We start from the raw sequence: 13,951 nt of genomic DNA on the forward strand, positions 1-13,951 counted from the left end.
GTCGGCGCGTCGCCGGCTCAGCCCTTGACGGCGCCGCTGGTGAGGCCGGAGACGATGAAGCGCTGGAGGAACTGGAACACCAACACGGTGGGGATCGCGGTGAGCAGGGTGCCGGCAGCGAAGATCCCGAAGTTGGTGTTCCGCTCGGCGCCCTGCAACATGCCCCGCATACCGACCGCGAGGGTCTTGGCGTCCGTGTCGGTGAGGAAGACGCTCGCCATCAGGAACTCGTTGATGGTGTTGATGAAGGCGAGCAGCCCGGTCACCGCGAGGATCGGCGCCACCAACGGCAGCAGGATCCGGAAGAACACCTGGGCGTGCGACGCGCCGTCCATGGTGGCCGACTCGTCCAACTCCCGGGGCAGCGTGTCGAAGAAGCCCTTCATCAGCCACGTGTTCACGCCCAGCGCGCCACCCATGTAGAGCAGCATCAGGCCCCACGGGGTGTTGAAGCCGATGGCCGGCCACAGGTCCGTGATCATGCCGAAGATCAGGAAGATCGCCACGATCGCCAGGAACTGCGGGAACATCTGGATCAACAGCAGCGACAGCAACCCCACCCGTCGCCCCTGGAACCGCATCCGGGAGAAGGCGTACGCCGCGAGCGCGGAGAGCAGGACCGAGGCGAACGCGGCACCACCGGCGATGAGCACCGAGTTCAGGAACCAGTTGGCGAACTCGGTACGCGCGAACAGATCCCCGAAGTTCTCGAACGACACCCCGCCGGTCGGCACCAACTCGGTGGAGGACAGGGTGCCGAGCGGATTGAGCGCCGCCGAGACGACGAACACGAGCGGGAAGAGACTGAACAGCACGCCCAGCAGACCGACCAGGTGCCGCCAGCCGACCTGGGCGAACCAGCGGTTCCCCCGCCTCCCCGCGTTGCGGTCGACCGCCGTCGGGCGGCTCGCGCCGGTGAGTGTGGTCACGCGTACACATCCTCCTGTTGCCGGGTCCGCCGGAAGCTGACCGCCGAGACCACCGCGACGATGGCGAAGATGAACAACGAGATGGCCGCGGCGAAGCCGAACTGCGCGGCCTGCCCGCCGAACGCCAGCCGGTAGGTGTAGGTGATCAGCAGGTCGGTGGCGCCGTTGCTGGGGTTGTCGGCCGGGAACGGCGCGCCCTCGGTGGTCAGGTAGATCGCGTTGAAGTTGTTGAAGTTGAACGCGAACGACGAGATCAGCAGGGGCGAGAGCGCGACCAGCAGCAGCGGCAGGGTGACCGCCTTGAACGACTGCCAGGGCGACGCCCCGTCGACCGAGGTGGCCTCGGTCAACTCCCGCGGGATGGCCTGTAGCGCGCCGGTGGCCACCAGGAACATGTACGGGTAGCCGAGCCAGAGCTGCACAAGGATCACCGCGGCGCGCGCCGACCAGTCCTGCCCGAACCAGTCGACGCTGAGCCCGAACAGGTTGTTGATCAGCCCGAAGTCGGTGTTGAACATGTCCCGCCAGACCAGCAGCATCGCGAAGGACGGCATGGCGTACGGCAGGATCAGCAACATCCGGTAGAGGTTGGTGCCCCGCATCCGGGGCGAGTGCAGCGCCAGCGCGATCAGCATGCCGAGGATGAACGTGCCGCCGGTGGAGCCGATCGCGAAGGCGAAGTTCCAGATCAGCGTGCCGAGGAACGGCCCGGAGATTCGCTCGTCGGTGAGCACCCGGGTGAAGTTGGACAGCCCGACGTTCACCTTCCAGCCCTGGGCCAGCCGCTCGCCGTCGGTGGCGACGAACGCGCCGACCTCGCCGTCCGCGGTCCAGGTCCGGCCGCTGTCGCTGTCCTTCACGCAGTCGCACCCCGCGTCGTACGCCCGCACGGCCTTGCCCTCGTACACCCGGGACAGGCCGGACGAGCGCAGCGCGCCGCCGGCGGTCGGCACCACCAGGTCGGTGATGTCCTTGCTGCGGGCGCTGGCCTGGCCGACGTTCAGCACGGTGTAGCCGTCGGCCGCGGTGACCTTGCCGCCGGGGGCGACGGTGGCCGCGCCCGGGTCGAGCGGGCGCAGGCCCCGCGCGTCGCCGACGGAGACCGTGTTGGTCTGCGGGTCGGTGATCAGGAAGACCAGGGCGCCGGTGGCCGGGTCGCCTTTGGTGGCCACGGACATCGGGTACTGGGCGGAGCCCGGGACCTGCTTGACCGAGGAACTCTGGATCGCGACGATCGCGTCGTCCTTGCTGCCGCGGTGGCCGTCGCCGAAGTTGGTGAAGGCCGTGCTCGCGGTGTAGAGCACCGGCACGACCTGGAATGCGATCAGGAAGAGCGTGCCCGGGACGAGGTACTTCGCCGGGATGTGCCGGCGGCCGAGGTACAGGTAGAACAGCGCGGCGGTGGTCAGCACCAGCACCGCCAGCCAGACCCACATCTCGGCCTCGACCAGCGGGAAGGCCGCCCAGATCGCGATCCCGGCCACCAGGCCGAGCAGGATCACCTTCGCAGCGAGGCCGGCCACGGTGATCGGCGCGTGGTTCCGCGCGGTACGGGACGTGCGCGGGGACCCGGTGCGGACGGGCCCCCGGCCCGGGGCCTGCTGGGCAGACCCCGGGCCGGACAGCGGTGTGCTCATTACTTGATCGAGCCGGCGATCGTCTTGCCGGCCGCGGTGACGGTGCTGGTCGGGTCGGCGCCGCCGATGACGGCGGCCTCGGCCTTGCCGAACGGGTCCCAGATCGCGGCCATCGCCGGGATCGCCGGGAGCACCTGGCCGTTCTTGCCGGCCTCGATGAACTTGGCGAGGTCGGGGTCGCTGCCCTTGACCTGGTCCAGCGCGGCGGTCAGCGCCGGTGGGCGCGGGTCGGCCTGGTAGAGCGCCACGGCCAGTTCCGGCTTGGCGACGTAGTTGACGACGAACTCCTGGGCGAGGGCCTTGTTCTTGCCCTTGGCGGCGACGTAGAAGGACTGCACGCCCACGAACGGCGCAGCCGCCTTGCCACCGGCGAAGCCGGGGACGGCGGAGACGTCGTACTTGATGCCGGCCTTCTTCACGTCGGCGGTGGCCCACGGGCCGGAGACCAGGAAGGCGCACTTCTTGCCGGTGAAGGTGGCGGTCGAGTTGGTGTCGGCGATCGAGCGCTTCAGCACGCCCTCGCCCTTCTCGCCGAGCGCGGCGATCTTCTTGAACGCGGCGATCGACTCCGGCTTGCCCACGCCCAGGTCCTTCGGGTCGTAGTCGCCGTTAGCGGTGGTGCCGAAGAGGTATCCGCCGGCCGAGCTGTACAGCGGGTAGATGTGGTACGCGTCGCCCTTCTGGCCGACCTGCAGGCACAGCGTCTCGGTGACCTTCTTCTGCGCCTTGAGCTGCTTACCGGTGGCGACCAGGTCCTCGATCGTCTTCGGCGCCTCGGGGGCCAGCTCGGTGTTGCGGATCAGCGCCAGGTTCTCCTGCGCGTACGGCACGCCGTAGAGCTGGCCGTTGAAGGTGACGGCCTTGATGGCGGTCTCGTTGAAGGCGGCCTTCTGCTCGTCGGGCAGCTGCACCGGGTCGATGGCACCGTTCTGCACCAGGTTGCCGATCCAGTCGTGGGCGCCGATCACCACGTCCGGGCCGCCGCCCTGGCTCGACACGGTCACGAAGTTGTTCTGGAGGTCCTCGTTCGGGACGGCCTGGACCTCGACGGTGACGCCGTTCTCCTGGCCGAACTTCTCGGCGAATGGCTTGAGGGCCGCGGTCCGCTTGTCGTCCGCCCAGATGACCAGTTTGCCGCCGGCGGCCTTGGGGGACTCCTTCGCGGCCGGCTCGTCGCTGTCGCCACAGCCGGAGGCGGCGAGCGCCAGGGCGAAGAGGGCGACCACACCCGCGGTACGGATGCGCATCGGTACTCCTGTCGTCATGGCGGGTCCGCCGGGGGAAGGGCGGCCCGCCAGTGGGATCCTCTGGAAGTTCTTGCCAACCGGCGCATAAGTACTGCGCCGCTGCTCTCGCATGTTGCGGGGACGTTAGCAATACGTTGCAGATAATGGAAGGGCTTGCAGAGTGCCCCGCAAGAACTTGCCGGTGGGCTAAAGTGCCGCCATGCGCGCTCGACTGTCCGACATCGCCCAGCAGGCCGAAGTCAGCGAGGCCACGGTGTCGCGGGTGCTCAACGACCGCCCCGGCGTGGCCCCGGAGACCCGGCAGGCCGTCCTCACCGCCCTCGACGTGCTCGGTTACGAACGCCCGGCCCGGCTGCGCAAACGCAGCGCCGGACTGGTCGGCCTGGTGGTGCCGGAGCTGGACAACCCGATCTTCCCCGCCTTCGCCCAGGTCATCGAGTCGACCCTGGCGCAGAGCGGGTTCACACCGGTGCTCTGCACCCAGACCGCCGGTGGCGTCACCGAGGACGAGTACGTGGAGATGCTGCTGGACCGGCAGGTCTCCGGCATCGTCTTCGTCTCGGGCCTGCACGCCGACACCGCCGCCAACCACGACCGCTACCGGGCGTTGATCGCCCGCCCGCTGCCGGTCGTGATGATCAACGGGTACGTGCCGGGCATCGGCGCGCCCTTCGTCTCCTGCGACGACCGGGAGGCCGCCGAACTGGCTGTGGCCCATCTCGTCGCGCTCGGGCACCGGCGGATCGGCCTGATCACCGGCCCGGACCGGTTCGTCCCGGTGCAGCGCAAGGTGGCCGGCTGGCGAGCGGCGATGACCCGGATGGCCGGCGTGGCCGAGGCCGATCTCGGCCCACTCGCCGAGCTGTCGCTGTTCGGTGTGGAGGGTGGCGAGGCGGCGGCCGGCCGGCTGCTCGACCGCGGCGTCACCGCCGTGGTCTGCGGCTCGGACCTGATGGCGCTCGGCGCGGTCCGGGCGGCCCGCCAGCGCGGCCTGACCGTTCCGGGCGACCTCTCCGTCCTCGGGTACGACGACTCGCCGTTGATGGCCTTCACCGACCCGCCACTGACCACCATGCGTCAACCGGTGATCGCGATGGCCGTGGCTGCGGTCCGGGCCCTGGTGGACGAGATCAACGGGCACGGCGCCCCGCACTCGGAGTACCTGTTCCGTCCGGAGCTGGTGGTGCGCGGCTCGACTGCGGTTGCCCCGGCCGCTGTGCGATTCCCTTACGCAAGATCTGCTTGACTCTTGCAGGGCGCGGCCGGCATATTGCTCAGACAGTCGCACCCGAGCACGAGACAGACGGGGAAACGCCCACCGATGACCGCCAGCACCGCCACCCCGACCCGCCCCGCCGACGACTGGTGGCGCGCCGCGGTCGTCTACCAGGTGTACGTCCGCAGCTTCGCCGACAGTGACGGCGACGGCGTCGGCGATCTCCAGGGGATCCGGCAACGCCTGCCGTACCTGCACGACCTCGGGGTGGACGCGCTCTGGTTGACCCCGTTCTACACGTCCCCCATGGTCGACGGCGGCTACGACGTCGCCGACTACCGCGACGTCGATCCGATGTTCGGTACGCTCGCCGACTTCGACGCGATGATCGCCGACGCGCACGCCCTGGGCCTGCGGATCATCGTCGACCTGGTGCCCAACCACACGTCGAGCGCGCACCGCTGGTTCGTCGACGCCCTCGCCGCCGGCCCCGGCTCACCGGAGCGGGCCCGCTACCTCTTCGCCGACGGTCGGGGCGAGCGAGGCGAGTTGCCGCCGAACGACTGGGAGAGCATCTTCGGCGGCCCAGCCTGGACCCGCGTCGTCGACGGCCAGTGGTACCTGCACCTGTTCGACCCGGCCCAGCCGGACCTCAACTGGCGTCATCCGGAGGTCCGCGCCGAGTTCGAGGACGTGCTGCGGTTCTGGCTGGACCGGGGCGTGGACGGATTCCGGGTGGACGTCGCCCACGGCATGATCAAGGCCGAAGGGCTGCCGGACGTCGGCTTCAGCACTATGACGACCGGCCAGCGCCAGGTCGAGCTGCTCGGCAAGGGCCGCCTCCCCTACTTCGACCAGGACGAGGTGCACGAGATCTACCGCGCCTGGCGGCCCATCCTGGACAGCTACCCCGGCGGCCGGATGGCGGTGGCCGAGGCGTGGGCCGAGACCCCGCAGCGGCTCGCCCGCTACATCGGCCCGGACGAGCTGCACCAGGCCTTCAGCTTCGACTTCCTCGACGCCACCTGGTCGGCCGACTCGTTCCGCAAGGTGATCGACACCGCTCTGGCCGAGGCGACAGTGGTCGGCGCACCGACCACCTGGGTGCTGTCCAACCACGACAAGCAGCGCCACGTCACCCGCTACGGCGACGGGGCCGAGGGTCTGCGGCGGGCCCGCGCGGCCAGCCTGCTGATGCTCGCCCTGCCCGGCTGCGCCTACCTCTACCAGGGTGAGGAGCTGGGCCTGCCCGAGGTGCTCGACCTGCCCGACGAACTGCGCCAGGACCCGGCGTTCCTGCGGACCGGCGAGAGCCGCGACGGCTGCCGGGTGCCCATCCCGTGGACCGGCGAGCTGGCGCCGTACGGCTTCGGGCCGGCCGGCAGCGAGTTGAGCTGGCTGCCCGCCCCCGCCACCTGGCGGGCGCTGTCCGTCGCCGCGCAGACCGGCGTGCCCAACTCGACGCTGGAGCTGTACCGGGCCGCGCTGCGGATCCGCCGCGACCATCCGGCGCTGGCCCTCGACGCCGGTGGGGTCACCTGGCTGGAGACCGGCCCCGGCGTGCTCGCCTTCTCCCGCGCCAACGGCGAAGCGGTACTGACCTGCGTGGTCAACCTCAGCGGGGCGCCGGTCCTGATCGACGGGTACGGCCAGCCGGTCGTCGCCAGCGACACGCTCACCGGGCAGGGCTCCGGCCATCTGCTCGGAGTTGACGCCGCCGCCTGGTTGGAACGCCGCTGAGCGGGTAACCCGTTCTCGACCTGGTCGTCCGTCGTGCCCCGCGCCAACGGGCGACTGGGCTACCGGCCCCTTGTGGTGGGGGGTGAGGTGGCGCCGGCGCCACGCGGAGTCGACTCCGCGCGGCGCCGGTGTCCGTCTGCGCCGATGTGTGCGTCGTCGCCGCTGTGGGTACCGCACCGGGCACCGACGCGCCGACCCGCTGACCGTCCCGGGGATCACTTCGCTGTGAGCAGTGCCGCGATCCGGGTGAAGCCCTCGCGTACCTCGGCCTCGTCCGGCGGTTCGGCGGGCTCGCCGTGACCCGCCTCGTCGGCGGCGGCGTCCAACTCCTCGTCGATCACGTCCTCGAAGTCGCCGTACAGGTCGGCCCCCTCGACCTGACGTGCCTCGTCCTCGGCGGCGACCTGCGCGGCGGCGATCTCGCTGCGGATCTCGTCGGCCGACAGCGCCGGCAGCAACGGCTCCACCACCGCCATCAGCTGCTCCTCGGCCACCACCGCCTCGGCCAGCGCCAGCGCGTGCGGCCGCTCGTACGGCCCGCAGACCACCGGCTCCCACTCGTCGAGATCGCCGAGCGGACCGAAGGTGATGATCCACGGGAGCCCGAGCAGCGGCGAGTCGGCCGGCAGGTCAAGTGTCATGAGTGCGCCCACCGGCTCATCATGGCCGCGAACGCGAGTGCCGGACGCGGTTTCGCCGCAGGACCGCCCGTCCGGCGGCCGATCCGGGGCGGTCAGCCGGGGCGGGCCGCGTCCAGGGCAGCACGGACCAGCGCGAGCGCGGTCGCGGGCGGTACGCCCAGCCGGGCCGCCTCGGCCGCGTAGCCGGCGGCAGCCCGCTGTAACCGGTCGACGGCGTCGTCCCGGCCCGGAGCGACGAAGGTGCCGTTGCGCCCCCTGGTCTCCAGCAGACCTGCCGTCTCCAGTTCGCGGTACGCCCGGGCCACCGTGTTCGCGGCCAGCCGCAGGTCGGCGGCGAGCTGCCGGACGGTGGGCAGTCGGCTGCCCACCGGGAGCCGGCCGTCGCCGATCAACTCGGCGAGTTGCACGCGTACCTGCTCGTACGGGGGCACCGACGAATCCGGGTCGACCGAGATCAGCACCTGCACACCCTCCGCCATCAGCCCGCGCCGCCCGGCGTACCGGGATCGGTGTCCTCGTCGAGTTTCGCCGGCGGGGCGCCCTCCGCCAGGTCCACCACCCGCCCGTTCGTGCTGGTCGCGAGCAGCGCGGCCCCGAACAGCACCAACTGGTTGAGCAGGTAGAGGTAGAGCAGCAGACCGACGGCGCCGGCCACCACCGTGTACGCCGGATTCCGCTCGGTGCGCACCACGTAGTACCGGCCGACGGTGTTGAGCAGCGTGATGCCGATCGCGACCAGCAGCACCACCGGCCGCAACCGGGACCGGCTCATCCGCAGCCGGGGCACCGCGAGCAGCAGCGCGGTGGCGAGCACCGCGTTGACCAGCACGCTGAGCACCGCGCTGACCGTGGTGAGCCCTACCGATCCGGTGCTGCGCAGCAGGAAGCGCAGCAGCGATTCCAGTGCGTCCACGGCCGCCACCGAGACGCCGATGAGCACGAAGACGCCGATCATCACGCCGAGGTCGACCAGCCGTCGGATCACCAGGTTGCCGGGCTGCTGGTTGAGCGCGTACATCAGTCGCTGCGAGGAGCGGATCGCCTCCACCCAGCCGATCCCGGTGAAGACCAGGATGACCAGACCCACCACGCCTACCGTGCCGCTGGAGTTGGCGATCTGCTGCGCGTCGAGGAACGGCAGGTTCTCCTTGAGGAAGTCGGCCGCCGCCGCGCTCACCTCGTCGTTGTCCTCCAGGATCGCGCCGAAGATCGAGTACGCGACCAGGGCGAGGGCGAACACCGCGAAGAAGCCGTAGTAGGCGATCGCCGCCGCCAGCCGCCCGCCCAGCACCTCGCCGTAGAGCGCCCCCGCCCGCCACAGGTGGTCGAAGAGACCGGACCGGCCGCGCGCGGCACTCACCCAGCGGTCGATGCCCGCCTCGATCTGGCCGATCACGTTCACGCGATCATCCTCGCCGATCTTTCACCGCCGTAGTGGCAACCCGGCTTGCGATGCTCGCCGACCGGCGCGTCGCCGGCCGGTCAGTCGCCGAGCCGGAAGTCCCGACGCGGCTGCCACCGGGCCTGCCCGCTATGCGAGAAGAGGGTGAACGCGTCGACCTCGAACATCGCCGAGAAGTCGGCAAGATCCTCGTACGCCTTGTCCAGTGCCTCTGGCGCGACGTCCTGCGCGACGGTGACGTGCGGATGGTACGGGAAGCGGGTCTGGCGGTGCAGGCCCGGCGCGGCGGCGATGGCCGCGGCCAGCAGCTCGCACTCGCTGATCCCGGCGGCCACCGCGACGAAGACCACCTGCGTCACCGGACGGAACGTGCCGGTGCCCCGCAGGTGCAGCGCGAACGGCAGGTGCGCGGCGGCGACGGCGGCCAGGTGTTGCTCGATGGCGGGCAGGTTTGCCGTCGGGATCTCGGTCGGCCCGAGCAGCGTCACGTGCGCGGGCACCGCGAGCGGGTCACCGGCCTCGACCCGTCGCCGGGTCAGCTGGCCGCCCCACGGCTCCGGGATGTCCACCGCGATGCCGATCTGGATGGTGTCGCCGGTGGGCGGCACCCCGCCACTGCGATCCACGCTCCGCGCCGCCTTCTCGGCCACCGACCCGCCCCCACCTGTCCTGCGGCGCTATTCGCCGCGCACCGGCGGGAAGAACCCGACCCGCTCGTACGCGGACCGCAGCGTCGGCCCGGCCACCGCCCGGGCCTTCTCGGCGCCGGCGGCGAGCAGCTTGTCCAGCTGCGCCGGGTCGTCCAGGTACGTGCGGGTGCGCTCCTGGATCGGGCGGACGAACTCCGCCACCACCTCGGCCAGCTCCTTCTTGAGGTCGCCGTAACCGCGACCGGCGTACGCGGCCACCAGCTCGTCGATGCCGCGACCGCTGAGCGCCGAGTGGATGGTCAGCAGGTTGGAGACGCCGGGCTTGGTCTCGGTGTCGAAGACGATCTCCCGGCCGGTGTCGGTGACCGCCGAGCGGATCTTCTTGGCCGAACGGGCCGGGTCGTCCAACAGGTCGATGATGCCGGCCGGCGAGGACGACGACTTGGACATCTTCGCCGTCGGCTCCTGCAGGTCGGTGATCTTCGCGGTGTCCTTGACGATGTGCGGCGCCGGCACCGTGAACGTCGTACCGAACAGCGAGTTGAACCGCTGGGCCAGATCCCGGGAGAGCTCCAGGTGCTGGCGCTGGTCCTCGCCGACCGGCACCGCGTTGGCCTGGTAGAGCAGGATGTCGGCGGCCTGCAGGATCGGGTAGGTGAAGAGCCCGACGCTGGCCCGCTCGTTGCCCTGCTTCTGCGACTTGTCCTTGAACTGCGTCATCCGGCTGGCCTCGCCGAAGCCGGTGATGCAGCCGAGCAGCCAGGCCAGCTGCGGGTGCTCGGGCACCTGCGACTGCACGAACAGGGTGCTGCGCTCCGGGTCCAGACCGACCGCGAAGAGCTGCGCGGCGGCCACCCTGGTCCGCTGGCGCAGCAGCGCCGGGTCGTGCCCCGCGGTGATGGCGTGCAGGTCCACCACGCAGTAGAACGCGTCGTGGGTTTCCTGCAGGGCCACCCAGTGCCGTACCGCCCCGAGGTAGTTGCCGAGGTGGAACGAGTCGGCCGTCGGCTGGATGCCGGAGAAGACGCGGGGACGGGCGGGTACGTCGGACATGGCGATAATTCTGTCAGCAAGCAACCCGGTCCGTCATGACGGGCCGGCGGGTCGGCCCCGGCCCGCCGGTGCGGGGGCGCTGACCTCGTACGGCTCGCCCGCCTCCTCCCGGCGGGTCGGTCGGACCGGGGCGCGGCCCCGCTGCCCGGCCACGGGATCCCGGGGCTGCCCGCCGACGACGTCCGGCCGCTGCTCCGCGCTTCGGACGGCGGCGACCGCGAGGCGGGCCACCCGCCGTCCGTCCAACGCCAGCACCCGCAGCGACCAGCCGCCCGGCGGGTCGGGAGCGCCCGCGTCGACCGGCTCGCCGGGCACCGGCACCTCGTCACCGGTCACCGGCAGCCGCCCCAGCGCGGCCATCACGAAGCCACCCACCGTCTCGTACGGCCCGGCGGGCAGCACCACCCCGGTCCGCTCGGCGAAGTCGGACAGGTTGAGCCGTCCGTCCACCACGGCGGGCAGGCCGGCGTGCACCGGGTCGGGGGCGTCGTCGTACTCGTCGTGGATCTCGCCGATCAGTTCCTCGATCAGGTCCTCCAGGGTGACGATCCCGGCGGTGCCGCCGTACTCGTCGACCACCACGGCCAGGTGCTGGCCCTCGCGGCGCATCTCGGTAAGCGCGGCAAGCACCCGTTTGCTGCCGGGCAGCCGCTTCACCTCGCGGGTCAGCTCGCCGACTGTGGCGCACCTGTCGACGTCCGGGCGCAGCAGCAGGTCGCGCAGGTGCACGAAGCCCACCACGTCGTCGTGGGTGCCGTCGGTGACCGGATAGCGGGTGTGCGTCTCGGCGCGGACCAGTCGGGCGGCCTCGGCGATGGTCAGCCGGGCGGGGAGGAAGACCACCTCGGTGCGGGGCATCATCACCTCGCGGACGAGGCTGGCGCCGGCCACCAGGACCTCGTCGATGATCCGCCGCTCGTCCGGGTCGAGCACGGTGTTCGCCGCCACCAGGTCCCGCAGTTCGGCTTCGGTGATGCGTTCCCGGCCGGCCGCCGGGCCGGCGCCGAGCAGGTCGGTGACGAGGCGGCTGGCGCCGTCGGCGGTGCGGACCAGCACCCGGGCGACGGCCCGGGCGAGCGGGCCCGGGTCACGGCGGGGCCGCCCGCGCGCGCGTCGCCGGAGCCCGGTACGGGCCGCTTCCCGCATGACAGAGATGGTAGACACCGGCGGCCCACTCCACCGGGATTGTGCGAGTCTGTTCGATCGTGAAAGATTATGATGGAATGGTGCTGGCGGCACGGTCGGTCGGGCTGCCCGCCGCAGCCGTAGGGTGATCACCAAAGGGTCAGTCCCGGGCGGGGTCGAATCAGGAGGCAACGACGTGAAACTGCTCGTCACCGGGGGCGCCGGCTTCATCGGCAGCGTGGTGACCCGGATGCTGCTGGACGCGGGGCACGACGTCGTCGTCCTGGACGACCTGCGCACCGGCCACCGCGAGGCACTCGCTCCCGACGCCACCCATGTCGAGGCGTCCATCCACGACGCCGCACGGATCGTCACCCCCGAGGCCGGCTTCGACGGGGTGCTGCACTTCGCCGCCCTGATCGCCGCCGGCGAGTCGATGGTCAAGCCCGAGCTGTACTGGCGGAACAACACAGTCGGCACGCTCGCCCTGATCGACGCCGTACGGGCTGCCCGGGTGCCCCGGATGGTCTTCTCCTCCACCGCCGCCGTCTACGGCAACCCCACCGAACTACCCATCCCGGAGACCGCCGTCAAGGCGCCCACCAACACGTACGGCGCCACCAAACTCGCCGCCGACATGGCGCTCACCTCCGAGGCGGTCGCGCACGGGCTGGCCGCGGTCTCGCTGCGCTACTTCAACGTGGCCGGCGCGTACCTCGACGGCACCGTCCCGCTCGGCGAACGGCACGACCCGGAGACACACCTGATCCCGATCGCGCTGGAAGTCGCCGCCGGCCGGCGCGAGAAGCTCCAGCTCTTCGGCGACGACTACCCCACGGTGGACGGCACCTGCGTCCGCGACTACATCCACGTCGCCGACCTGGCCCGCGCCCACCTGCTGGCGTTGGACGCCGCCACCGCCGGCCAGCACCGGATCTACAACCTGGGCAACGGCAACGGCTTCACCAACCGCCAGGTCGTCGACGTGGTCCGCGAGGTCACCGCGCAACCCCTACCGGTCGAGGTGGCCCCACGCCGCGAGGGCGACCCCGCCGAGCTGGTCGCCTCCTCCGCGCTGGCCCGCGACGAGTTGGGCTGGGTGCCGCAGAAGCCGACCCTGCACGACATGGTCGGCGACGCCTGGGCCTTCTACCGCGCGCACGTCCTGGAGCAGTCATGACAGGTGACGTGGCCCAGCGGGCCGCCGAGGGTTTCACCAACCGGTACGGCGGCGACGCGGCCGGCCGCTGGGCGGCACCCGGCCGGGTCAACCTGATCGGCGAGCACACCGACTACAACGACGGGTTCGTGCTGCCCTTCGCGCTGCCGCTGCGTACCGTGGTCGCCGCCGACCGGCAGGACGACGAACGCTGGACGGTCTGGTCCGAGCTCTCCGGCGAGACGATCACCTTCGGCGCGGACGACGTGGCCGAGCCGGGCCTGGTCACCGGCTGGGGCGCTTACGTGGCCGGGGTGGTCTGGGCGTTGCGCGACGCCGGCCACGCCGTGCCCGGTGCCCGACTGGCGATCGCGTCCGACGTGCCGCTCGGCTCGGGCCTGTCGTCCTCGGCAGCCCTGGAGTCCGCCGTGCTCGCCGCCCTGCTCGACCTCGGAGGGCTGGAACTGCCCGCCGAGCGGCAGCCCCGGCTGGCACAGCGGGCGGAGAACGTCTACGTCGGCGCGCCGACCGGCATCATGGACCAGTCGGCCGTGATCCGCTGCCGCGCCGGGCACGCGCTCTTCCTCGACTGCCGCGACGAGTCCGTCGAGCACATCCCGTTCGACCTGGACGCCGCCGGCCTGGCCGTGCTGGTCATCGACAGTCGGGCGCCACACCGGCACGCCGACGGCGAGTACGCTGCCCGCCGCCGTTCCTGTGAGGCCGGTGCGAAGGCGCTCGGCGTACCCGCACTGCGGGACGTGACCGTCGACCAGCTCGACACGGCGCTGGCCCGCCTCGACGACGAGGAGACCCGACGGCGGGTCCGGCACGTGGTCACCGAGGACCAGCGCGTGCTGGACACGGTGGCCCTGCTGCGCGCCGGCCGGGTCCGCGACATCGGCCCGCTGCTCACCGCCTCACACGTCTCGATGCGCGACGACTTCGAGATCACCGTCCCCGAGGTCGACACGGCCGTCGAGGCGGCGCTGGCGGCCGGCGCGCTCGGGGCCCGGATGACCGGCGGAGGCTTCGGCGGTTGCGTCCTGGCCCTGGTCGAGTCCGACCGGTCCGACGCGGTGGCCGCAGCCGTAACGGCCGCCTACGCCGAACAGGGCTTCACCACCCCGACGACCCTGACGGTCCTCCCCG

Annotated in this window: 13 protein-coding genes; 4 read left to right on the plus strand and 9 right to left on the minus strand. The window is 71.5% G+C overall.

Going from position 1 to position 13,951, the window contains the following annotated elements; genetic code table 11:
• Positions 1-17: 17 nt before the first annotated feature.
• From FHG89_RS03755 to FHG89_RS03765, 3 genes are read right to left on the minus strand one after another with little or no spacing between them, the layout of a single operon-like run.
• A complete protein-coding gene (locus tag FHG89_RS03755) occupies positions 18-929 on the minus strand; it encodes a sugar ABC transporter permease (protein WP_139582795.1) in 912 nt (303 codons plus the stop codon).
• Positions 926-2,566, minus strand: coding sequence for an ABC transporter permease subunit (locus tag FHG89_RS03760; RefSeq protein WP_139582796.1), 1,641 nt, complete (start codon positions 2,564-2,566; stop codon positions 926-928). Before FHG89_RS03760 ends, FHG89_RS03755 begins: the two co-directional genes overlap by 4 nt.
• Positions 2,566-3,813, minus strand: coding sequence for a sugar ABC transporter substrate-binding protein (locus FHG89_RS03765; protein ID WP_139582797.1), 1,248 nt, complete (start codon positions 3,811-3,813; stop codon positions 2,566-2,568). The genes FHG89_RS03760 and FHG89_RS03765 overlap by 1 nt, the downstream gene beginning before the upstream one ends.
• Before the next feature lie 199 nt (positions 3,814-4,012).
• Between FHG89_RS03765 and FHG89_RS03770 the strand changes: the two genes are divergently transcribed.
• Positions 4,013-5,059 (plus strand): LacI family DNA-binding transcriptional regulator, encoded by a 1,047-nt coding sequence (locus FHG89_RS03770; RefSeq protein ID WP_139582799.1) that lies wholly within the window; start codon positions 4,013-4,015, stop codon positions 5,057-5,059.
• 75 nt (positions 5,060-5,134) lie between these two features.
• Positions 5,135-6,769 carry a glycoside hydrolase family 13 protein gene (locus FHG89_RS03775; RefSeq protein ID WP_139582801.1) on the plus strand — a complete coding sequence of 545 codons (1,635 nt, stop codon included), beginning with the start codon at positions 5,135-5,137 and terminating at the stop codon, positions 6,767-6,769.
• A 215-nt stretch (positions 6,770-6,984) separates the two neighbouring features.
• On the opposite strand, the gene FHG89_RS03780 is transcribed toward FHG89_RS03775, so the two are convergent.
• The 6 genes from FHG89_RS03780 to FHG89_RS03805 all read right to left on the minus strand — a co-directional run bounded on the left by FHG89_RS03780 (position 6,985) and on the right by FHG89_RS03805 (position 11,661).
• The gene (locus FHG89_RS03780) at positions 6,985-7,422 is read right to left on the minus strand and encodes a hypothetical protein (protein ID WP_139582803.1); all 438 of its coding nucleotides are present in this window, start codon (positions 7,420-7,422) and stop codon (positions 6,985-6,987) included.
• Positions 7,423-7,502: 80 nt separating this feature from the next.
• A complete protein-coding gene (locus FHG89_RS03785; RefSeq protein WP_208760849.1) occupies positions 7,503-7,889 on the minus strand; it encodes a GntR family transcriptional regulator in 387 nt (128 codons plus the stop codon).
• Entirely contained in the window at positions 7,889-8,812 is a 924-nt protein-coding gene (locus FHG89_RS03790) for a YhjD/YihY/BrkB family envelope integrity protein (protein ID WP_139582804.1), read from the minus strand. Before FHG89_RS03790 ends, FHG89_RS03785 begins: the two co-directional genes overlap by 1 nt.
• 80 nt (positions 8,813-8,892) lie before the next feature.
• On the minus strand, positions 8,893-9,462 hold the full coding sequence (locus tag FHG89_RS03795; RefSeq protein ID WP_139582806.1) for a 2'-5' RNA ligase family protein: 570 nt from the start codon (positions 9,460-9,462) through the stop codon (positions 8,893-8,895).
• 27 nt (positions 9,463-9,489) lie between these two features.
• Positions 9,490-10,515 (minus strand): tryptophan--tRNA ligase, encoded by a 1,026-nt coding sequence (gene trpS, locus FHG89_RS03800; protein WP_139582808.1) that lies wholly within the window; start codon positions 10,513-10,515, stop codon positions 9,490-9,492.
• A gap of 33 nt (positions 10,516-10,548) precedes the next feature.
• Positions 10,549-11,661 carry a hemolysin family protein gene (locus FHG89_RS03805; RefSeq protein WP_139582809.1) on the minus strand — a complete coding sequence of 371 codons (1,113 nt, stop codon included), beginning with the start codon at positions 11,659-11,661 and terminating at the stop codon, positions 10,549-10,551.
• Positions 11,662-11,836: 175 nt separating this feature from the next.
• On the opposite strand from FHG89_RS03805, the gene galE reads away from it, so the two are divergent.
• On the plus strand, positions 11,837-12,820 hold the full coding sequence (galE, locus tag FHG89_RS03810; protein ID WP_139582811.1) for a UDP-glucose 4-epimerase GalE: 984 nt from the start codon (positions 11,837-11,839) through the stop codon (positions 12,818-12,820).
• Positions 12,817-13,951: galactokinase (galK, locus tag FHG89_RS03815; protein WP_139582813.1), on the plus strand; the 1,135-nt coding region annotated here is incomplete at its 3' end. The genes galE and galK, both read left to right, overlap by 4 nt.

Source organism: Micromonospora orduensis (assembly GCF_006228125.1).
In the GTDB taxonomy this organism is placed as follows: Bacteria; Actinomycetota; Actinomycetes; order Mycobacteriales; family Micromonosporaceae; genus Micromonospora; species Micromonospora orduensis.

Coding starts and splice junctions, on each gene's coding strand:
- FHG89_RS03760 (WP_139582796.1), bottom strand. CDS start 2,566: ATGAGCACACCGCTGTCCGGCCCGGGGTCTGCCCAGCAGGCCCCGGGC.
- FHG89_RS03765 (WP_139582797.1), bottom strand. CDS start 3,813: ATGCGCATCCGTACCGCGGGTGTGGTCGCCCTCTTCGCCCTGGCGCTC.
- FHG89_RS03770 (WP_139582799.1), top strand. CDS start 4,013: ATGCGCGCTCGACTGTCCGACATCGCCCAGCAGGCCGAAGTCAGCGAG.
- FHG89_RS03775 (WP_139582801.1), top strand. CDS start 5,135: ATGACCGCCAGCACCGCCACCCCGACCCGCCCCGCCGACGACTGGTGG.
- FHG89_RS03785 (WP_208760849.1), bottom strand. CDS start 7,889: ATGGCGGAGGGTGTGCAGGTGCTGATCTCGGTCGACCCGGATTCGTCG.
- trpS (WP_139582808.1), bottom strand. CDS start 10,515: ATGTCCGACGTACCCGCCCGTCCCCGCGTCTTCTCCGGCATCCAGCCG.
- FHG89_RS03805 (WP_139582809.1), bottom strand. CDS start 11,661: ATGCGGGAAGCGGCCCGTACCGGGCTCCGGCGACGCGCGCGCGGGCGG.